Origin of the sequence: Granulicella sp. S156 (assembly GCF_009766105.1) — a bacterium.
Taxonomy (GTDB): domain Bacteria; phylum Acidobacteriota; class Terriglobia; order Terriglobales; family Acidobacteriaceae; genus Granulicella.
Window position 1 is genome coordinate 560,864 of record NZ_LMUH01000026.1, and the last position, 19,012, is coordinate 579,875.

At 57.9% G+C, this 19,012-nt stretch carries 16 protein-coding genes and 1 pseudogene; 8 read left to right on the forward strand and 9 right to left on the reverse strand.

Annotated elements, in window-relative coordinates:
• A pseudogene (locus GSQ91_RS25780) lies at positions 1-336 on the forward strand (TetR/AcrR family transcriptional regulator); the annotation flags it as partial.
• Between the two features lie 494 nt (positions 337-830).
• Here the strand turns inward: GSQ91_RS25780 and GSQ91_RS23720 are convergent.
• Together GSQ91_RS23720 and GSQ91_RS23725 are read right to left on the reverse strand one after the other, a co-directional pair.
• Positions 831-1,670 carry a hypothetical protein gene (locus GSQ91_RS23720; RefSeq protein WP_158824215.1) on the reverse strand — a complete coding sequence of 280 codons (840 nt, stop codon included), beginning with the start codon at positions 1,668-1,670 and terminating at the stop codon, positions 831-833.
• A complete protein-coding gene (locus GSQ91_RS23725) occupies positions 1,667-2,101 on the reverse strand; it encodes a hypothetical protein (RefSeq protein ID WP_158824216.1) in 435 nt (144 codons plus the stop codon). Before GSQ91_RS23725 ends, GSQ91_RS23720 begins: the two co-directional genes overlap by 4 nt.
• 370 nt (positions 2,102-2,471) lie before the next feature.
• Here GSQ91_RS23725 and GSQ91_RS23730 point away from each other — a divergent pair, with 370 nt between their 5' ends.
• On the forward strand, positions 2,472-3,344 hold the full coding sequence (locus tag GSQ91_RS23730; protein WP_158824217.1) for an alpha/beta fold hydrolase: 873 nt from the start codon (positions 2,472-2,474) through the stop codon (positions 3,342-3,344).
• Between the two features lie 88 nt (positions 3,345-3,432).
• Entirely contained in the window at positions 3,433-4,572 is a 1,140-nt protein-coding gene (locus tag GSQ91_RS23735; protein ID WP_158824218.1) for an alpha/beta hydrolase, read from the forward strand.
• 118 nt (positions 4,573-4,690) lie between these two features.
• On the opposite strand, the gene GSQ91_RS23740 is transcribed toward GSQ91_RS23735, so the two are convergent.
• Both GSQ91_RS23740 and GSQ91_RS23745 read right to left on the reverse strand, forming a co-directional pair.
• A complete protein-coding gene (locus tag GSQ91_RS23740; RefSeq protein WP_158824219.1) occupies positions 4,691-5,329 on the reverse strand; it encodes a hypothetical protein in 639 nt (212 codons plus the stop codon).
• 925 nt (positions 5,330-6,254) lie between these two features.
• Positions 6,255-7,160, reverse strand: coding sequence for a TIGR03435 family protein (locus GSQ91_RS23745; protein WP_158824220.1), 906 nt, complete (start codon positions 7,158-7,160; stop codon positions 6,255-6,257).
• A 169-nt stretch (positions 7,161-7,329) separates the two neighbouring features.
• Here GSQ91_RS23745 and GSQ91_RS23750 point away from each other — a divergent pair, with 169 nt between their 5' ends.
• A complete protein-coding gene (locus GSQ91_RS23750; protein ID WP_158824221.1) occupies positions 7,330-7,773 on the forward strand; it encodes a hypothetical protein in 444 nt (147 codons plus the stop codon).
• Positions 7,774-7,825: 52 nt separating this feature from the next.
• Here the strand turns inward: GSQ91_RS23750 and GSQ91_RS26325 are convergent, their stop codons facing one another.
• Entirely contained in the window at positions 7,826-8,074 is a 249-nt protein-coding gene (locus tag GSQ91_RS26325) for a CPCC family cysteine-rich protein (protein WP_158824222.1), read from the reverse strand.
• A 172-nt stretch (positions 8,075-8,246) separates the two neighbouring features.
• The gene (locus tag GSQ91_RS23760; protein WP_158824223.1) at positions 8,247-8,996 is read right to left on the reverse strand and encodes a GvpL/GvpF family gas vesicle protein; all 750 of its coding nucleotides are present in this window, start codon (positions 8,994-8,996) and stop codon (positions 8,247-8,249) included.
• Positions 8,997-9,610: 614 nt separating this feature from the next.
• On the opposite strand from GSQ91_RS23760, the gene GSQ91_RS23765 reads away from it, so the two are divergent.
• The gene (locus tag GSQ91_RS23765) at positions 9,611-10,354 is read left to right on the forward strand and encodes a lipopolysaccharide assembly protein LapB (protein ID WP_158824224.1); all 744 of its coding nucleotides are present in this window, start codon (positions 9,611-9,613) and stop codon (positions 10,352-10,354) included.
• 87 nt (positions 10,355-10,441) lie between these two features.
• On the opposite strand, the gene GSQ91_RS23770 is transcribed toward GSQ91_RS23765, so the two are convergent.
• Complete coding sequence (locus GSQ91_RS23770; protein ID WP_158824225.1) at positions 10,442-11,659, reverse strand: ion channel; 1,218 nt, start codon at positions 11,657-11,659, stop codon at positions 10,442-10,444.
• Between the two features lie 75 nt (positions 11,660-11,734).
• On the opposite strand from GSQ91_RS23770, the gene xseA reads away from it, so the two are divergent.
• Both xseA and GSQ91_RS23780 read left to right on the forward strand, forming a co-directional pair.
• Positions 11,735-13,336: an exodeoxyribonuclease VII large subunit gene (gene xseA / locus GSQ91_RS23775; RefSeq protein ID WP_158824226.1), complete on the forward strand. Its 1,602-nt coding sequence runs from the start codon at positions 11,735-11,737 to the stop codon at positions 13,334-13,336.
• Between the two features lie 39 nt (positions 13,337-13,375).
• A complete protein-coding gene (locus tag GSQ91_RS23780; protein ID WP_158824227.1) occupies positions 13,376-13,849 on the forward strand; it encodes a VOC family protein in 474 nt (157 codons plus the stop codon).
• Here the strand turns inward: GSQ91_RS23780 and GSQ91_RS23785 are convergent.
• Positions 13,846-14,100 carry a hypothetical protein gene (locus GSQ91_RS23785; protein WP_158824228.1) on the reverse strand — a complete coding sequence of 85 codons (255 nt, stop codon included), beginning with the start codon at positions 14,098-14,100 and terminating at the stop codon, positions 13,846-13,848. The genes GSQ91_RS23780 and GSQ91_RS23785 overlap by 4 nt on opposite strands.
• A gap of 27 nt (positions 14,101-14,127) precedes the next feature.
• On the opposite strand from GSQ91_RS23785, the gene GSQ91_RS23790 reads away from it, so the two are divergent.
• Positions 14,128-14,538: a hypothetical protein gene (locus GSQ91_RS23790; protein WP_158824229.1), complete on the forward strand. Its 411-nt coding sequence runs from the start codon at positions 14,128-14,130 to the stop codon at positions 14,536-14,538.
• 84 nt (positions 14,539-14,622) lie between these two features.
• On the opposite strand, the gene rpoC is transcribed toward GSQ91_RS23790, so the two are convergent.
• Positions 14,623-18,813: a DNA-directed RNA polymerase subunit beta' gene (gene rpoC, locus GSQ91_RS23795; protein ID WP_158824230.1), complete on the reverse strand. Its 4,191-nt coding sequence runs from the start codon at positions 18,811-18,813 to the stop codon at positions 14,623-14,625.
• Between the last annotated feature and the right edge of the window lie 199 nt (positions 18,814-19,012).

The window sequence follows — 19,012 nt, forward strand, 5'->3', positions numbered from 1 at the left end:
GACCAACTGCCGCCAGCCATGGCGATGAGGCGCTGGATGGACCTGTTCGGCGACTGGATCGCGACCAAGAACGGCATGCTCGACACACTGCTGGCGATGATCAAGACGGGCGAGATCGCCCACGAGCAGACCCGAATGGAGCTACTGGCGGCCATCACCACAATCCTCGACGCCGGCCGCGCGGTGGAGGGCCTCCGTTGGGACGTCACCGCCGAAGACATAGCCGCGAGCCTTATCGGCATCTTCACGGTGGCCCCGAAGTCCCAGCGGGAAGCCCTCGCCGGTCGCCTGTTGGACCTTCTAATGGATGGACTGCGGTTGCCATCCCGCCGGTAAGCCACCTCCGCAAGAGGCAAAGTTTGTCATGATCTGGCAGTTCAAAGGCGGCAACTGGAAGTTGTCGCGCGTGATCAGCTATGACCACGCGGTTGCCAAGCTGTAAGCAAACCAGCGCTGACCAGTGAACTTGCCCGAAAAGCAGACTTTTCAGGAAGATTGAAAGTGCTACTGGTAAAGTCTCCAGCCGTACAATTTTTTAGGTGAATGCTGGCGCACAAGGCGAACTGGGGGATAGTGCGACGGACAACATAGGCTTGAATTGACTTCCCGCAATTGTGCTGTTAGCTTTAAGCTCTGTCTACGCGCCGTTCGTGCGCTCGGATGAAACCCAATGAGGTTGGGCATTTGAGTGCGAACTGCAGGATGGAAAGCTGGAGCGAGCCGGAATTTTGTTTCCGTGAGTCAATCCGGCCTACTGGCTCAGCGAAGGGATCACGTGATAGACAAGCTATCTGTGCGGAGGCGAGTGCTGCGGCCGCCTCCGACACTCCTTAGAAATAATCGTTAGCGAACATGTTGAGGTGAGTCTTGCCTGTTACGGCATGGACTTGGTCGTGACAGTCGGGGAAATTGCCTTCGATTGTTGTTCGATCGCCCTCAGTTTCAGACACGTTGTAGTGCCGTCGTTCGTCGAGACGGACACCGAATCGAAATAGCCCCCCAATCTCGCAATAAGCGTGATGGGGAACACCGGTCGCAAATTGCGCATGCGTTTCCAGTCCATAAGCAAAGAAGCGCTTCAAATCATCAACGGCGTAAGTGGTCTTGTAGCTTGTCTTTTGACGCGGACGAACACGCGCCCGCAGACCAGCTAGTTGCTGCTCTACATCGTCGCTCAGAGAACCAGATAGAACGGCTTCTCGGCATAATCTAGCAATTTCGTTCAGCTCACTAGCTATGAAGTTCCGAAGGGGCAACGCAAGTAGCTTGGCGTCGTCGCTGCGCCTGAACTTGTTGAGCAGTTGGGCGAAGTTACGCAGCATCCGTGCAGAAATCCCGAAGAAGAAATTTTGGGGGTTTCCGCTTGCGGCCTCGGCCTCGAACGTAACAATGAACGCAGCAGATGTAATGTCTTGGACGTAGTGTTGCCACACTAGATCTACGATCAAGATGCATGCATCGTGGTTTCGTGCGCGGGACAGCAGAAAGCGCTCTAAATCTGCCGAGGAGAACGGAGCTTTGGGCGTCCAAGCGGCAACAGTAGGCTGAGCCTGTTGGTTTGCAAGCGGCCCCCGTTTGAACGCTTCAGCAGGAATGATCCCGTCCTTGCCCCGTCCAAAATGACGCCTTAACTTCCCGTCCGGGGTAATCAGACAAATAAAAAGTTTCATCGTTTCTTGGCTAGCCTTACCAACACCCGCGTCGGGATCACAACACCATCAAGATCTTTCGCTGGGAGCGCAGATAAAGCACCGAGGAAACTGAGCAACGCTGCTCCCTGAACTGACTCTCCGTGAACCGGGCGAGGAGCCGATGCCACTTCTTCATGAACAGCATCCTCAAATTCAAATTGGATACCACTCGGGACGATACCAACTTTCGCTCTTTGGTGCGGGTGCTTCACGACGTGATAGCGACCTTCTCCTGCGGTCCGCTCAACGAATGCTTTCAACCTCTCGCCGTTGAGAATGGCTTGATAGTCGATCTGGGCTTCGACCATGGAGGGGCCCGCAAAGCTTAGAAGATACGGCTTCTGGTCCTTCCAAGCAGCATTAGCCTTATCCTTCAAAAATTCAATGATTGTGTCTTCTGTCCCGCTCATTCAGTTGCCCTCATGTCAATTTCACTAGGCTAGCGCAGTAATTGCCAAAATCATAGGCAAAGGGCACATCGTCGGGAAAACTCGCAGCATCCGTTCTTCTGTGAAACGCTGGTGAAAGCGGCGTACAAAGCGAAGACGAGGCCGAGCACGATCAAGCTCGACGGAATAAAGCGCACCGCTATGTGAAGCCCTAATTGCATCCTTCAGCCTGAGCCAGACATTTTCGGCTCACGAAAACGGGGTTTTGAGCAACCTCGGCCGTCCGCTCTGAGCGGAGAATCGAACTTGCAGAAAACGAGACTTTTGAGGAAGCTCCATTTTTCGCTATGCTTGCGAGTATGAGGGATCTGTTACGGGCAATCGGGCGGTGATGCGTCAGCAGTACTGTCATGTGGTTGTCGGAGGCGTTCGCCTGGCCTACATAGAGCGGGAAGCAGTCGGAGGACAACATGCATCGCCGATCCTGTTGCTTCATGCGTTGCTGGCTACTGCGGAAACGCTGACGGAGCTGATTGCCGGGCTGCCGCCCGACCGTCGGATTGTGGCGATCGACCTCCTTTCGGCGCAGCCTACGGATGAGGAGAAAAAGCTGGATGTTCATCAGGCGAGTCTTACTGGGCTGATCCACGATTTCATGAAGAGCATGGGTCTGGTGCAACCCGTTCTCATCGGGCATTCCCATGGCGGAGCGCTCGCTTTGCGGCTTGCGGCGACGGCTGCAACGGAGTTAAAGGGGCTGGTATTGCTGTCTCCGGCGCATCCTTTTGGCGGCTATAGAAGCCGCGTTGTGAACTTCTATCTTCGACAGCCTGGCCGCATGCTTGCCTTGAGTATTCCACTGGCTCCGAACTGGATGATTCTACGCGCGTACAACGAGGCTGCGGGGTCGAAGAACCGTATCAGGATGCGGCATTTGCGCCCTCATCTCAGGGTGCTGCGCAATCGCAACACTCTGCGCCGAGTACTCGAAATACTGAGGACGTGGGACGAGGATATGGAGGTTCTGCGTGAAGTTTTGGAAAAGGCTGCAATCGCCATTCCAACTCTTTTGATCTGGGGAGAGGAAGACCCGGTCGTCCCAATCGCCAGCGCAGCGGAGCTGGAAGAGCATCTTGCCGTTGGCGAGCGCGTGACGTTGGCGGGGATGGGTCACCTGTTGGCTGAGGAGGCGCCGGAAGAGTGTGCGAGATTGATCGGGGAGTGGCTCGTACGCCTTGATGCGCAAGGTTGCCATATCCCATGACGAGCAGCGCATCTATGTAGTATGCTACTTATAGTGCTGCGATCGCACCACTCTATTGCAATTGGAAGCAAGCTGGGAGAGGAGCCATATGACAGTTGGTGGTATGCCCGATACGGTGATGCTCGCATGGCTGTTTGTAGTGAGCGGAGCTCTAATCGCGTGGTTCTGCATAACGCGGATAGTCGCGGTACGCAGAAAGAATATCGGGAGGAAACCGAAAACCACGGAATGTGTAGTTCTGTCCCTCACCGCATTCATCGCCGTTTTGGCCGCAGTGAGTAGCGGTATAAATGCGGTAATCCTGCATCACGCTCGTGCGTTAGCTCCGGGCAGAATGTATCTGGTCCACGGCTACCGGATGCACATGCACTGCATGGGGAGCGGATCGCCAACACTGATACTGGATGCGGCACCAGGCAATGACAGCTTGATTTGGGGAGGCGTGCAGCCTGTACTCGCGAAGAACACGCGCGTTTGCGCCTACGACCGAGCGGGATGGGGGCTGAGTATGAAAGTACCCGGACCACAGGATGCGAATAATATAGCCGACGAACTGCGCGGATTGCTGGATGCAGCTGGTATTAACGGCTCGGTGGTGCTGATGGGGCATTCCATGGCCGGAATGTACATTCGGGCGTATGCGAGCCGGTATCCGGCTCAGGTCGCGGGGTTGATTTTTGTGGATGCATCGACGCCCCTACAGGATGAGGATCCAGTGCTCGGGGCAAAGATGCCACACGGATCACCGCCCAGGATGAGATTATTCATAGTCAAAGCCGTAATGGCTCTGGGTGTGCCACGCTGGCTGGGCGCGTGCTCGCGGCCTCTGCGCGGATTTTCCCCAGAGGCGCAGCGGCTGCAGGATGCGGATTTCTGCGATTTCCACGTCGATGCGAATATCGGCGAGATGCTGCACTTTCACGAATCGGGCGAGGAGACGGTGCACGACGGCCCTTATGCCGATCTGCCGGTACTGGTGCTCTCCAGCGACCCAGCGAAAGCGCTGGCTGACCACCACTCGCGCGCCGAGGTGGAGGCGTGGGAGCGCATGCAGGAGAACCTGAAATCCCTTTCGCCGCACGGCCGGCGCATCATCGCGAGGGGAAGCCCGCACAATATCCAGCTCGAGCGGCCAGACCTGATCGAGCTGGACGTACCGCTGTTCATAGAGCAGATTCGGGGAACACAGCCACCGCCCAGTACCTATGGAACGAGCACTACTGAGTAGAGTAGATTCACGAGACTCTCCATGATGACAGCGACGCCACTCACCCTAGCATCCTCCGCAACCAGGAATTGAAACATGCCAGGAATGTCTACGATGTTCCGTTGACGGATTGCTGATCTCAACGCGAGCAATCAGGCAGCGTGAGGGTACCGCGCGGATAGCTGCCAGCATTCAGTGTCTGCAGGTTCTTTTTCTGCTGCTCCAGGTCAGGCACGCAGAAGTCGACACGCAGAGAGACCGGCAGAAACGTCTCGTTGAAGGGTTCCTGAGTCCTCCCGCTAAATCGCCCACCGTTGGTGAGGGGGTGCGGTAACTTTGGGTCAAATGGATACTGCGTGCCAAAGATCTGTGGCTGCCCGATCAGCTGAAGATAGCGGTCGAGCGTCGCCGCCGATATCCATTTCGCACGATCGTAGCCCTTCGCCAGGGCATCCAGAGCGAGCACGTGGGCGAACAGGTAATCCGCCGCCGTCTCCCCATGCTGAAAGATATAGGCAGCCTCGTAAAAATCGTTGCCGGACGTGATCTCGCCGCGAGAGACCATGGCACGCACACTGGCGCGCCGCGCAGCCCCCCGTTCATCAAAGGCCTTTGCTGCTTCGGGCGAGGGATTAGTGCGCGGCGTCTGCGTCGGCATATCGTTCTGGTCTTGAAGGTAAAGCTGATGCAGCGTAGCGGGGGCTGGTGCAGTTTGCGTGCGAGCGCAGATGGATGAGAACATCAGCGCGCCTACGACGAAGAGGGGCGGGATACGCATGCAGTGGTAGACACCAGATGGGCGGTCTTTGTTCCAGTTCACACCTCTGCGCCGAAGCGTCAGCCGCCTGACCAAAGCAGCCGGAGAGCACTGCATAAGTAGCCCCAATCGGCTTCTTGGTAGTAAGGGTCCAATAGCTTCTGCTAAACGGGCTTTTGGGCAACTTGCCTCCGTCCAGACAGGCGGGAAGCTGAAGTTGCCGCAAACCGGACTTTAGGGGCACAAGAGGATAACTTTGACCTTGGCTAACATACGGCCAGAACGGATCGGCATTGCTCCATCATCAAATGCTGGTCTTGTCAGTTGCTTAGAACCGACTCGGAGGGGATACTTCGCGGTCTCGTAGTTATGTGCCACACGTAAATTGTGAGGGCAAATTCGAAAGCAACAATAAACAAATAAATGGCCGTTGTGTGATGGACAGTTCGTAGAGTGCGCATACGCTCACCTGGATCGATAAAGCCGAGATACAACCCGCTGAGTGCAATAACAATTGCCTCAGCTGCGAATAATATTGTGGCAAAGGGACGCATCTGCCACAGATATATCGCGCCAAGCAGATCCAGCACGGGTTCTACAAATTTCAACACCTGACGCAGTGGCAGGTGATCCGTTGGGGCCGGAAATGATGCCAACGGAGGAATCACGTGGAGTGCCCGCAACAGGGTAGGCCCTGAAATGATGAGGACGCCTATACAAAGCACACTCGCAAGCATCGGTCTTTTTCTGTTCGAATAGCCCATTTTCATCTCTGGTTTAGGTGTCAGTTGGAGCATAACCTAACCAATCGACGCTCAAGTAGTCCCAATCGGCTTCCCGGTAGTAAGGGTCCAATAGCTCCTGCTAAACGGGGCGGTCTCAACTGGTCGATGCAACACTGAAGGCGTGCTCCACGCATTCGAAATAGACGGCTTCCGCCGGACCGCTAATTCGCTGAAGGGCGCTCGATGTGGTCGATCACCAGGACGGAGACGGGCCCCTTGGCGGGTTCTAATCTGAGGCCGAGCTGTTCCCGGATGGCGCTGAAAATGGACGGGCCGGAGTCTTCGATCGACGTGGAGGGATCGGGCCCAGGCGACGATGCCGCAGGGGTCTCGGGCTCCCAATTCAGTGTGAAATCATAGCCGCCTGGGAGCGCTGTCCTGTCCTCAACGGTGCGGCCCACGATCTGCGTCAGCATCACGGCCAGAGTTGACATGGGAATCGCCTGGCCAGCTAGCCCGTGCTCCGACCAGCGGGTCACGCCTGCGCCCGTGCGGCCGTCGTATGGGTCCTTGAGCCCGTTGGGATAGGTGTCGCCAGGTTTCGCTTCCTTGATCTTGGAACCGTTCTTCGCGACGATAAGATCGTAGACCGGTTGTTCCCTGATCTCTTTGTGAATCCGCAGCTTGAAGCGGTCCGCCAAAAGGGCCTGCAACATCAGGCTATGTTGGTCGGGGTTTAGCCTATGGAGGGTTTCAAGATCGGAAGGGTCAACTTTAGCCTCAATATCGTATTTTTCGGTCTTGGCCCAATCCGGTACTCCGATGAACTTATCGTCGAGAGAGTTAAATAATCCGTAGGCTGCGCGAATGATCATGAGAAGTGATGCGTTCGTTACGATAATTCCTTCGGGAGAGTTGACTGATCGGAACTGATTGGTCGCGGACTTGTTTTGCTTGACCGATACGACAGCAAACGTGGGCAGCTGGACAGCCGCATTTTGGGCTGGCGATGCGGGGCTGACAGACGTGGCGCTTGTCTGGGCAAGTGCCAACGGAAACGCGATCATCAGTGTACCCAGCGCGATTCCCGATAGCACGGGACTGAGAGGGATGCGACGCATGGGCATGGGGAATTGTAGCGCGGCTTGGCCATCAGGTGACGCTTGGCCGGAGTGCCCGGAAAGTCGCGTTTTCGGCAACTTCGTGCCTTAGGTTGCCGCGAACGCTGTTTCAGAGAACTTGCTTGTTTAGCGTGCGGCATGTCCGAATCGGCTAAGTCCTGATACGCTGCGGTGGATGAAGAATCTTTGGCAAGGTTTGCGTATCGTGCTCGAGGTGATCGGAGTTATTGCACTTGTATGGGGTGGCAGTGTGCTATTCCTACGGCACATGTTCAAAGACTTTGCAGGTGGAAATTGCACAGACACGGAACAACGAATCCTTGAATCTCCAGATGGCAAACACAGCGTCAAGAGTTTCCATCGCGTTTGTGGAGACGACAAGCACGCATGGGATTTCATTTATCTGAGCACAGGAAATCCGAATCCTGGATACGAGTACACACCAGTTGTCACAGTGAAGGATGTGGCTCCTGGCGAAACCTCCATAACCTGGGATGGATCCAGCCAAGTCTCCGTGAAATATCCCGCTTCCGCAGAAATCGGGGATGCTTATGCCAAGGTGCTCGACATTCGTGTAGTCCTCAATCCTTCGCTCCCACAGGCCCCTTCAGGCAAGTAAGAAATGGACGAGATCAATCTTCCGCAAAGTCACCTTGTCGGCAACTTGAGGATCAAGGCAGCTCTTCCGGTATCGGCCTCCGAACCTTCGCTATGAGCCATGAGTCCGAAGCGCCAAATACCTTGTAGTTTTCGCGAGCTTGTCGTAGCCCAACTCCATTGGTGCCGCACACAAATTCCAGATCTTCGAAGGTGCCTGGATGATCTTCCCAACCACAAACCTCACAGTTCCAATAGGTGCCGGGAGGCTGCTGGCCTAGAGTCAAATTCCCGCAGCAGGGGTATGGGAAAGCTTTGGGCATAGTTGCAATTTTAGGGGGACGGCTCCATCAAACGGAGCTCTACTCCCGCAAAGTTTGCTTATCGGCACCATCAATCGAGCTGCCTGGTCTGTTTTGTAGCGCAAGTGCCACGGACGCTAACGCAACAATACCCTGGCAATCGCCAGGGCATTGTCATGTATCGAGCCATAACCTACGCATGCGTACGCTGATCGCGATGCACGAAGTGATACGGCGGCCACGGGCCGGAGAGCTGCATGTTGCAGTCCTTCATCTGTTGCGTGGCGGTGCTGTACTTGTTCTGGTAACGCTCCACGGTCTTCTTGTCCACAAGATGCGCGATGTCCAGCAGCATCTTGCCGGAATCCATGCGCTTGCAGGTGATCTCTTCGGCGAGTGGGAGGAACATGCGGTGCATCTGCACCGAAAGCGCCCGTGCGCGCGACTGGCGCTCGCGCTGCCGGCTGGCCGACTCGCGCAGATGCGACAGATATTCCTGCCCGACAGTCGCGGGCTGGTGCCCCATGCCCTTGGTCTCCGGACAGATATCGTCCACCAGAAGCTTGATGTGCATCTCGGCCTTGCCGCGCAGACGCTCGACGTTGGCCAGGAAATGCCGTTGGTTCGACCGGACAGAGCGGCGCAGCGCGTCGTCGTCCTCAAACGTCGTGCCGAAGCGGAACGGCAGAACGGTGGATTTGGCGAAACAATTGGAGATCACTCGACAATGGTCGCGGGCCGCCAGTTGTGCGTCAGCGCCGGCCATGCGGGCGGCGTCCTCGGGAAGATGCTCGGAGACAACAACGGCTAGGTCGGCTGCGGGGAAGAGAAAGGTTTGGTTTCCGAAAAGTCCGGTGGCGCCGGTCAACGGCGTCGGACGACGGTGACGAGCCAACTCGGGAAACGCATTACGTTCGGCGATGCAGTAGGCATACCATGCCATAAAATTTATGTCGCTCCTGGAACGCTGAGGGGTTCTTTGGCCCGGTCAGGTGATTTGTTGTTTTCAAACGTCAAACAGCAAGAACGATCAAACATGCGCAACCTGACGCGTGCCCTGAGAATTGTGCAGTTATCGATTGCGAGCCAGATACTATGCCCAATTTCATACGATTGGCAAGAGGGTAGAAATAGCCACTTGGCGAATGGAAAAGGTTAACTAAAGAGTCAACAGAAAACCCCATAAGAAAAACGTTTGTCTTCTTCCCATTAGGGAAACAAGACCGTGCCGGGGATCGTGGCTAAAACGTCACGACAGGCCAAACTTTTGCGGCACTTCCTTAGCGTCAGCTGTTGCTTTTCTTCCGCCCGTCGACTGCGCTCCCTTTTGTCCACGCCTCAAATAAATTGCCGCCTGCCGCCCACATGGGCGATTATCGCCCAACATGGCTTTCGGCGGCTCTTCTGCGTTTTTATGCTTAACGCACCCCATCCAGAAGACTGCCGGTTTACTGTCGCCTGTTCCCTGTTTCCCGTCTTCGAACTGCTAGACTGGAAGGATGCGTGGGCGGTGGGCCCGGCTATCTCTTGCAGAATGTTTTTAAGGATGGAATTCGAGTGGATAACGCGACCAAGCGTGAATTGAAGAAGCAAGACCAGTTCCACACCATCACCGAGCACGGTGTGGAGTGGGTCAACCACAATCGCCAGACAGCCATCGTTTCGGGCGCTGCCGTTGTCGTGCTGATCCTCGCCATCGTTGGCGGCTACGTGCTGTTCCAGCACCGCTCCACCGCGGCCTCGACGGCCTTTGGCGCAGCGATGCAGACCTACCAGACCCCCGTCGCCATGCCCGGCCAGCCCTTGCCTCCCGGCACAAAAAGCTACGCCACCGTCAGTGAACGCGCGGCAGCGGCCAATGCCCAGTTTCAGAGCGTCGCCCAGCAATATGGGATGACACAGTCGGGCAAGCTCGCGCTCTACTTCACCGGCTTGACCTATATGGAAGAGGGCCAGAATGGCCCTGCGGAAGACGCCTTCAAGAAGACTGCCGGAAGCTGGAGCTCTGATCTCGCCGCTCTCGGCAAGTTCTCACTCGCACAGCTCTATGAGCAGACCGGCCGCGATCCCCAGGCCATTGATCTCTTCAATGAGCTGTCGAATAGCAAGGCTTCAACCGTTCCTGCTGGCCTCGCGCAGATCCAACTCGCCGAGCTGTACAGCGCCGAAGGCAAGGCCGACAAAGCAAAAGAGGTCTACGCCAAGCTGAAAGACAAAGACAAGGACGCCAAGGGCAATCCTGGCGTAGCCGGCTCGATCGCCGCAGAAAAGCTGAATCCGCAACCAACGGGACAGCAGTAAGAGCAGGAAACAGTTAAAAGCAGAGGCCGCCTTCGGGCGGCCTCTTTTGCTGCCTGTTTCCTGTTTGCTGATTCCTGTTTCCTGCTCTTAAAACGGATGCGATTCGTTGTCGTGCAGATGCGACGTCGTCGACCGCGCGCTGATATGCGTCGTCAGGCGATCGGCTATAGCTGCGGGGGTGCGGAGGTTGGCGACCGTTGTCCAGCCGTCGCGCTTGCGCAGGGGGTCGGGCGGTATCGGAGCCCAGAGCGGAAGTTCCAGGCGAAGATAGTCTGCCATAGCGCAGGCATGCGGCTCGTAGAGCTTGCGAATCGCACTGAGCCGTTCGTGAGATTCGACATTGCCGCAGAGCGAAAAACCTGCCGTGGAGAGCATCTCGCAGAGCCGTGCAAACTCGTCATCGTGCAGCCGCACGGGAGGGGAATCCCGGTAGCGCTGCTCTTCCTTCTCCTGCTGAAAGACGTGGCCAAGGTCGACCAGTGTGTGGCGTCCAATGGCGAACGTAAGCTGCGCCTGGCGCGTGCTGGGACCTTCGATCGTAGTAATCAGCAGAGCGCAGGTATCCAGAATGGCGGTAAGCGCGGCGAGCCAACTTTGGTTGTCGTGCTGCGAGCGGTAGTAGCAAAGAAGCGGATAGGAGATGTGTGTCTCGAGCATCTCGGCACACCAGCGTTCCCAATCGGCAAGCAGGAATGTAAGAGCATCATGGCCCCCGCTGAAGTTATGCCGCAGCAGCAGTTCTCCTGCAGCAGGAGGCGAGCCGGCCCGCGCGTCCAACAGGGCGACAGAGACCTCGCGGTGCGAGAACGCGGTGTACAGTACCGGCACGTAACCGATGACCAGCGCAACAAATCCGAGACCGGTCCCGGATTCGAGCACGAGCAACATACGCGCAACATGCGAGGAGGGTTGGACGTCGCCAAGACCGAGCGTGAAGAGGGTTGTTCCACTGACATACACACAACTGCGCAGGCGTTCGAAATGCGTTATCGGATGGGTAGGATCGGCAAACGGCACATGCAGGCCGAAGTAGATGAGCGCATAGGCAAACACCAGCAGCAGTGCCCAGACAACAAACAGCACCAGGAGCGAGAGCGGACCGTAGAAGCTGTAAAGCTGCTCACGGCTCCGGCGCGAAGCCCAGCGATCGATCAGATATCCCCACGGAGACCAGGTGACAAGGATGAAGAACCGCGTGATGCGAAAGCGTCCCACCGGACGACGTGGCAGGATGATGGTCTGAAAGGCGTCCAGCAGGACACCGACCAGAAACACGCAGCCGAAGAGGATTGCAGCAATGTGCATACGGTTTGACTCTAACGGCTCTCTGCTCGTGACAGCAAAAAATATTGCGTAAAGCAGAGTAAACTCGTCTTCACGATGTCCGATTCCGACGACATGCCGAGCCTTGCCAGCCTGCGCCGCGGTGCAGGCCGACGTACACCCCGCGCGAAGAACACGCAGTCAGAACAAGCGCCGTCCCTGTTCGACACGCTGCCTGGGTTCGATACCCCGGAGGAACTGGACGTACCTCCACTCCATGAGGCTGTCACCGCAGCGGACGTGATCGCCGAGCAGTCGCGCAGCCTGAACGCTACGATACGAACCACGCCTCCGGAGCCCCGACCAACGAAACCAGCAGTCACCGCCACTCAAACCGAGGCCCGCGTCTGGACCGTCGGCGACCTGGTGCGCGAGGTGCGCGGCCTCGTCGAACGCAGCTATGGGCAGATCACAGTGGATGGCGAGATCTCCAACTGGCGTCCTGCCGCCAGCGGGCACTGCTACTTCACGTTGAAGGATGGCAATGCCCAGCTCTCCGTCGTGATGTTCCGCCGCCAGGCCTCGCTGCTGCGCTTCAGACCTAAGGATGGCGACGCCGTGCGGCTGCACGGACAGGTCAGCGTATACGAGAGCCGTGGCCAGATGCAGCTCATTGCCGAAACGATGGAAGAGGTTGGCCAGGGCGCGCTGCTCGCCGCCGTGCAACGGCTCAAAGAGCGGCTGCGGCGCGAGGGCATCTTCGACAACGAACGTTCGCTGCCCGCGTTCCCCAAGTGCATCGGCGTAGTGACCAGCCTGCAGGGAGCGGCCTTGCGCGACATCGTAAAGGTCTGCCGTCGTCGCCATGCGGCAGTGAATCTGCTGATCTATCCAGCGGCAGTGCAGGGACCGCGCTGCGCGGAGGAGGTTATCGCCGGCGTGCAGTGGTTCAGCGCCCATCCGCAACATGCCGATGTTTTGATCGTTGCGCGTGGCGGAGGAAGCTGGGAGGACCTGCACGGCTTCGACGATGAAGGCGTGGCACGCGCGATTGCGTCCTGCACGATTCCCGTGATCGCAGGCATCGGCCATGCGACCGACACTACCATCGCGGATGCAGCGGCAGACGTATGCGCTCCGACACCTTCGGCAGCGGCAGAGCTTGTAACCGCGGCGCAATATCGCATCGAAGAACGCGTCGACCGGCTGCGCTCACGCGTTCTGCGCGCGGGCAGTTATGAGGTATTGCGAGCGCGGCAGCGCCTGTCGCGTCTGAGCGCGGAATCAGCACTGCGGAGACTACGTGATGCTCTTGGCCGTCGCGAACAACGCCTGGACGAGCTGGGCTTCCGCGCGGAGTCTGTGATAGCGCGCACGCTGAGACTTCGCAACGAGCGGCTGTCACGCCTGAGCGTGCGGCTGCAACGGCAAGATGTCGCGCTTCGACTCGCCGAGGGCAAGCGGCGCCTGGAGCGGTTGCACGCGCAACTGGAGAGCGTAGGCTCGGCCATGACGATGAGACGCGGCCAACAGATAGAGCGCTGTGCCTCGCGGCTGGAGTCGCTGAGCCCTCTGCGAGTGCTGGAACGAGGCTACGCGCTGGTATACGGGCCCGATGGCAAACTACTGCGCTCGACAGCGAACGTAATGGCGTATGACAACATCGTTGCAAGGCTCGCGGACGGCAGCCTTCGAGCGCGCGTGACCAGCAAAGAATAGCCGCTGATTCATTTTCAGTTCCCAGGCATCCACTCTTCTATGAGCGAAGCTATCCACCCCGAAACCCGTATCGGCCATGTGCATCTACGCGTGGCAAACCTCGAACGTGCCATCGCCTTCTACAACGGTGTGCTCGGCTTCCAGGTGACGGCGCGAATCGGTAACTCTGCAGCATTTCTATCAGCGGGAGGCTATCACCACCACATCGGCCTGAACACCTGGGAGAGCCTCGGCGGCTCGCCTCCGCCTCCAGGAACAACCGGGCTGTATCACCTCGCCATTCTCTATCCGACTCGACACGAGTTGGGCGATGCGTTGAAGCGGCTGATCGCAGCCAAGATCCCGCTCGATGGAACTGCTGATCACGGCGTCAGCGAGGCGCTGTATCTTCACGATCCGGACGGCAACGGTGTCGAACTCTACTGGGATCGTCCGCGCGAAGAGTGGCCCAAGGATGCTGACGGCAACCTCACCATGTACACGCGAGCACTCGACCTGAGCAAACTACTCTAGCGCTCTGCCGCAGACTTCATGCTGGCGAGGTCGCGCTCGAAGTCGCCGCCGATCATCTTGTCCATCGACATGAAGACGCTGAATACCTTGCCGACACGAAGTAGGCTGCCGGGGGCCCCATCCTCGACGCGCGTTCTTTGCGCGGCAGGGTGGGGCACCCGGCAAAAGATAGTTATTCCCGACCACAAACGATAATCACCCTGTCGCATTTTGCTCAAAACATATTGCTGGACATAATATTGGTCTTTCATGACACTACTGCCTGGAGACCGGACAATATGCGCATAAGAGATCTTAGGCCTAGTAAGCCCTTGCTAAGGTTGACTGCGCTCTGCATTGGGCTATCAGGAATCCTCGTCAACTTTAATCCTAGGAGTCAGGCTGCTTTTGCCAAAGAGAAGGTTCATCAATGGCAGAAAGGAATGCTTACTGATGTAAGTTCCCGTGATGCTTCTCGATTGATCGATGGCACATCATACGAGAAATTATTTTGGACCTACACAATCGATGATGGAACGTACATCTGGAAACTACAACGCGACACAAGAAGGCACGATACACCTTTAGACGTTACTGTAAATACGAAGGTCGACTTCGCCATTGACGGTCATGGCGCTTTTCTAAAGGACGAAGGCGGAAAAGAACACAGTCTTTCTGTACAAACGAAAATACTCAAGTTAGCGCAATAGATATCAGCAACAACAAAGGGCGGACTCTTTCGAGTCCGCCCTTTGTTGCATTTGCGCGTAGCGCGTCTCGCTGGACGCGTAGTCCTATTCGGCGGCCAGCTCTTCCTGTTCGCCTTCCATGCGCATCTGTTCGAGCTCGCGCTCTTCGGCTTCGATCGCCGCAGTGACTTCCTGCTGGACCTGGGCTGCCGCTTCTTCCAGCTCCGGAGAGAGCTGAACATTGCGGTAGTACTCCATACCCGTACCGGCGGGGATCAAGCGGCCGACGATGACGTTCTCCTTGAGGCCGCGCAGCGTGTCTACCGAACCGTTGATGCTGGCTTCGGTGAGGACGCGGGTGGTCTCCTGGAAGCTCGCCGCCGAAATGAAGCTGTCGGTCGAGAGCGACGCCTTCGTGATACCCAGCAGCAGCGGACGGCCGATGGCCGGACGGCCACCCTCCATGAGCACGCGCTGGTTCTCGGCGTTGAAGCGGAAGCGATCGATCTGCTGTTCGAGAAGGAAGTTGCTGTCGCCAACCTCTTCGATCTTGACCCAACGCAGCATCTGGCGGACGATCGTCTCGATGTGCTTGTCCGAGATGGACACGCCCTGCAGACGATAGACTTCCTGGATCTCATTGACGAGATACTGCTGCAGCTCGCGCTCGCCCAACACCTCAAGGATGTCATGCGGGTTGCGGGGGCCGTCGATCAGAGCATCGCCGGCGCGCAGGCGTTCACCTTCCTGCACGTTGACGTAGACACCGCGAGGAACGCTGTACTCCTCTTCCTGACCGTTGTCCGCCGTGACGTAGACCTTACGCTGACCCTTCGCGACATCGCCGAAGCGAACCACGCCGTCGATCTTGGAGATGATCGCCGGATCGCGGGGCTTGCGGGCCTCGAAGAGTTCGACCACGCGCGGCAGACCGCCCGTGATGTCCTTCGTACGAGTGGTTTCACGCGGGATCTTCGCGAGGATGTCACCAGGGGTGACTTCGTCGCCATCCTGCAGCATCAAGTGAGCACGGCTGGGCATCAGGTAACGCTTGTTGCCCTTGGCGGACTTGATGATGATGGCCGGCTGGCGCTTCTCATCGGAGGAGTCGGCGACCACCAGGCGCGAAAGGCCGGTGACTTCGTCGATCTCTTCGTTGAGCGTGACACCTTCCTGCAGGTCCTTGAACTGGACCGTGCCGGCGATCTCCGTGAGGATGGAGAAGGTGTACGGGTCCCACTCGCCGATGACATCGCCGAGCTTGACCTGCGTTCCGTCTTCGACCTTCAGCTTGGCGCCGTAGACGATCGCGTAACGCTCCTTCTCGCGGCCCTTCTCGTCGATGATGGCGATGGCGCCGTTACGATTGAACGCTACCAGCCCGCCTTCCTTCGAACGAACGGTGACCAGGTTGATGAAGTGGACCTTACCGGCGTTCTTGGCTTCGAGATGCGAAGCATCCTGCACACGCGACGCTGTTCCGCCGATGTGGAAGGTACGCATGGTGAGCTGAGTTCCAGGCTCACCGATGGACTGCGCCGCGATGACACCGACAGCTTCGCCCATCTCAACCATCTTGCCCGAACCGAGGTTACGGCCGTAGCACAGGATGCAGCAACCGCGCTTGGACTCGCAGGTAAGAACCGAGCGAATCTTGACGCGCTCGATACCCGCTGCCTGAACCGCAGAGGCCTTGTCTTCGTCGATCTCCTCGTTGATTTCAACGATGGTCTTACCCTCGAAGTCCTTGAGGCGCTCGAGCGAGACGCGGCCGATGATACGGTCACGCAAAGGCTCGATGGTCTCACCGGCTTCGATGATCGGCATCACGTAGATGCCTTCGACCGTACCGCAGTCGAGCTCGGAGATGATGACATCCTGCGCGACGTCGACGAGACGGCGAGTCAGATAGCCAGAGTCGGCCGTCTTGAGCGCGGTATCGGCGAGGCCCTTACGAGCGCCGTGCGTCGAGATGAAGTACTGCAGCACGGTGAGGCCTTCACGGAAGTTCGCCGTGATGGGGGTCTCGATGATTTCGCCCGAGGGCTTGGCCATCAGTCCGCGCATACCAGACAGCTGACGAATCTGCTGCTTCGAACCACGAGCACCGGAGTCGGCCATGATGTAGATCGGGTTCATGGCTCCTTCCTTGTCCGCACGCTTCATGTTGTTGAACATGTCGTCCGCAACACGCTCGGTGACGCCAGACCACATCTGGGTGACTTTATTAGACCGCTCCAGGTTGGTGATCGAGCCGTCGAGGTACTGCTGCTGCATCGCGATGACGGTTCTTTCGGCCTCATGCACGATGGTGTACTTCGAGTCCGGGATAACCATGTCGTCCAACCCGACCGAGAGGCCGGACTTGGTCGCGTAGTGGAAGCCCAGTTCCTTGATGCGATCCAGAGCGTGCACCGTTACCTCAAGACCGAGGTTCAGGTACAGGTAGTTGATGAGCTGGCCGATGCCCTTCTTCTTGAGCAGGCCGTTGACGTAGGGCATGCCCTCCGGCAGACGGTCGTTCAGGATGGCGCGGCCGACAGTGGTGTTGATAAACTGCTTGGCGAACTCAACCGGCTCGGTGTGCGTGAGGTCCTGATCGTCGTAGGCAGTGGTCATGTCGAGCACGGGGCCGGTGTAGCGCAGACGGATGGGCGTCAGCGTCTCCACCTGCTTGGCTTCGAGGGCCATCAGCACTTCTTCGATGTTGGCGAACACGCGGCCTTCACCCTTAGCGCCGACCTTGGCCTTGGTCAGGTAGTACAGACCGAGGACGAGATCCTGCGTCGGCACGGTGATCGGCTGACCACTGGCGGGCGAGAGGATGTTGTGCGATGCCAGCATCAGGACCGAAGCTTCAATCTGAGCTTCGGGCGAGAGCGGGATGTGAACGGCCATCTGATCGCCATCGAAGTCGGCGTTGAAGGCGGTGCAGACGAGCGGATGGATCTTGATCGCCTTGCCTTCGACGAGCACGGGCTCAAACGCCTGGATACCCAGACGATGGAGCGTCGGCGCGCGGTTCAAAAGGACCGGGTGATCCTTGATGACCTCTTCGAGGATGTCCCAGACGATCGGGTCCTGCTGCTCAACCATCTCCTTGGCCTGCTTGATGGTGGTGCAGTGGCCGGTCTGTTCGAGACGGTGATAGATGAACGGCTTGAAGAGCTCGAGCGCCATCTTCTTGGGCAGGCCGCACTGGTGCAGCTTGAGTTCGGGACCAACAACGATGACCGACCGGCCCGAGTAGTCGACGCGCTTGCCGAGCAGGTTCTGACGGAAGCGGCCCTGCTTGCCCTTGAGGGTATCGGAGAGCGACTTCAGAGGACGGTTGTTCGCACCACGCAGCACGCGGCCACGGCGGCCGTTATCAAACAGAGCGTCGACAGCCTCCTGCAGCATGCGCTTTTCGTTGCGCACGATGACCTCAGGAGCATGGAGGTCCATGAGCTTCTTGAGGCGGTTGTTACGGTTGATCACGCGGCGATACAGATCGTTGAGATCCGAGGTCGCGAAGCGGCCACCGTCCAGCGGCACCAGGGGGCGCAGCTCAGGCGGGATCACGGGGATCACGTCGAGGATCATCCACTGGGGCTTGTTGTCCGAGCGGCGGAAGGCCTCAACGACCTTGAGACGCTTGGCGTACTTGAGCTTCTTCTGCAGCGAGGTCTCGGTCTTCATGCGCTCGCGCAGTTCGATCGCGAGTTCGGTGATCTCGACGCGCTTGAGCAGTTCCTTGATGGCCTCTGCGCCCATCATGGCCTTGAAGCCGGAGGGGCGGTACTGCTGGTCGAGCTCGCGGAAGCGGTTCTCGTCCTTGATAACCTCGCGCTCCTTGACGGGCGCGTCGCCTGGATCGACGACTACGTAGGACTCGAAGTACAACACTGCTTCGAGCTCACGGAGGCTGATGTCGAGCAGATGCCCAATGCGCGAAGGCAGGCCCTTGAAGAACCAGACGTGCGAGCAAGGGCTGGCGAGCTCGATGTGACCGAGGCGCTCACGGCGAACCTTCGACAGTGTGACTTCAACGCCGCACTTGTCGCAGATCACGCCGCGGTGCTTCATGCGCTTGTACTTGCCGCAGAGGCACTCCCAGTCGGTGATCGGTCCAAAGATGCGCGCGCAGAACAGGCCGTCACGCTCAGGCTTGAACGTGCGGTAGTTGATGGTTTCAGGCTTGGTGACTTCACCATGCGACCACGAGCGGATCTTCTCGGGGCTGGCGAGCTGGATCTTGATGGAGTCGAAGTCGGTGATGGGTCCGGTTAGTTCAAAAGGGCTGGAGCGGAACATAATTTTTCTCTCTCCGTGTGCAGTACTTAGCTCGATGCCAACTTTGTGCTTCACTCTCTTCTTTGCCGAGAGCTTGTGTTGCGAGCTTCGCTGCTGTTTCTGCTGCTATTGCTTTCGCGATGAGTGCCGTGTTCCGCGCTCATCACTTAGTACTTGCGCCGTTGCTGCCAGCTCCTGCCGTTACACAAGCTCGGAGCTG

Excerpts from the sequence above, each read along its gene's own strand:
- GSQ91_RS23720 (WP_158824215.1), bottom strand. The coding sequence starts at position 1,670 with ATGAAACTTTTTATTTGTCTGATTACCCCGGACGGGAAGTTAAGGCGT.
- GSQ91_RS23725 (WP_158824216.1), bottom strand. The coding sequence starts at position 2,101 with ATGAGCGGGACAGAAGACACAATCATTGAATTTTTGAAGGATAAGGCT.
- GSQ91_RS23730 (WP_158824217.1), top strand. The coding sequence starts at position 2,472 with ATGCGTCAGCAGTACTGTCATGTGGTTGTCGGAGGCGTTCGCCTGGCC.
- GSQ91_RS23735 (WP_158824218.1), top strand. The coding sequence starts at position 3,433 with ATGACAGTTGGTGGTATGCCCGATACGGTGATGCTCGCATGGCTGTTT.
- GSQ91_RS23740 (WP_158824219.1), bottom strand. The coding sequence starts at position 5,329 with ATGCGTATCCCGCCCCTCTTCGTCGTAGGCGCGCTGATGTTCTCATCC.
- GSQ91_RS23745 (WP_158824220.1), bottom strand. The coding sequence starts at position 7,160 with ATGCCCATGCGTCGCATCCCTCTCAGTCCCGTGCTATCGGGAATCGCG.
- GSQ91_RS23750 (WP_158824221.1), top strand. The coding sequence starts at position 7,330 with ATGAAGAATCTTTGGCAAGGTTTGCGTATCGTGCTCGAGGTGATCGGA.
- GSQ91_RS26325 (WP_158824222.1), bottom strand. The coding sequence starts at position 8,074 with ATGCCCAAAGCTTTCCCATACCCCTGCTGCGGGAATTTGACTCTAGGC.
- GSQ91_RS23760 (WP_158824223.1), bottom strand. The coding sequence starts at position 8,996 with ATGGCATGGTATGCCTACTGCATCGCCGAACGTAATGCGTTTCCCGAG.
- GSQ91_RS23770 (WP_158824225.1), bottom strand. The coding sequence starts at position 11,659 with ATGCACATTGCTGCAATCCTCTTCGGCTGCGTGTTTCTGGTCGGTGTC.
- xseA (WP_158824226.1), top strand. The coding sequence starts at position 11,735 with ATGTCCGATTCCGACGACATGCCGAGCCTTGCCAGCCTGCGCCGCGGT.
- GSQ91_RS23780 (WP_158824227.1), top strand. The coding sequence starts at position 13,376 with ATGAGCGAAGCTATCCACCCCGAAACCCGTATCGGCCATGTGCATCTA.
- GSQ91_RS23785 (WP_158824228.1), bottom strand. The coding sequence starts at position 14,100 with ATGAAAGACCAATATTATGTCCAGCAATATGTTTTGAGCAAAATGCGA.
- GSQ91_RS23790 (WP_158824229.1), top strand. The coding sequence starts at position 14,128 with ATGCGCATAAGAGATCTTAGGCCTAGTAAGCCCTTGCTAAGGTTGACT.
- rpoC (WP_158824230.1), bottom strand. The coding sequence starts at position 18,813 with ATGTTCCGCTCCAGCCCTTTTGAACTAACCGGACCCATCACCGACTTC.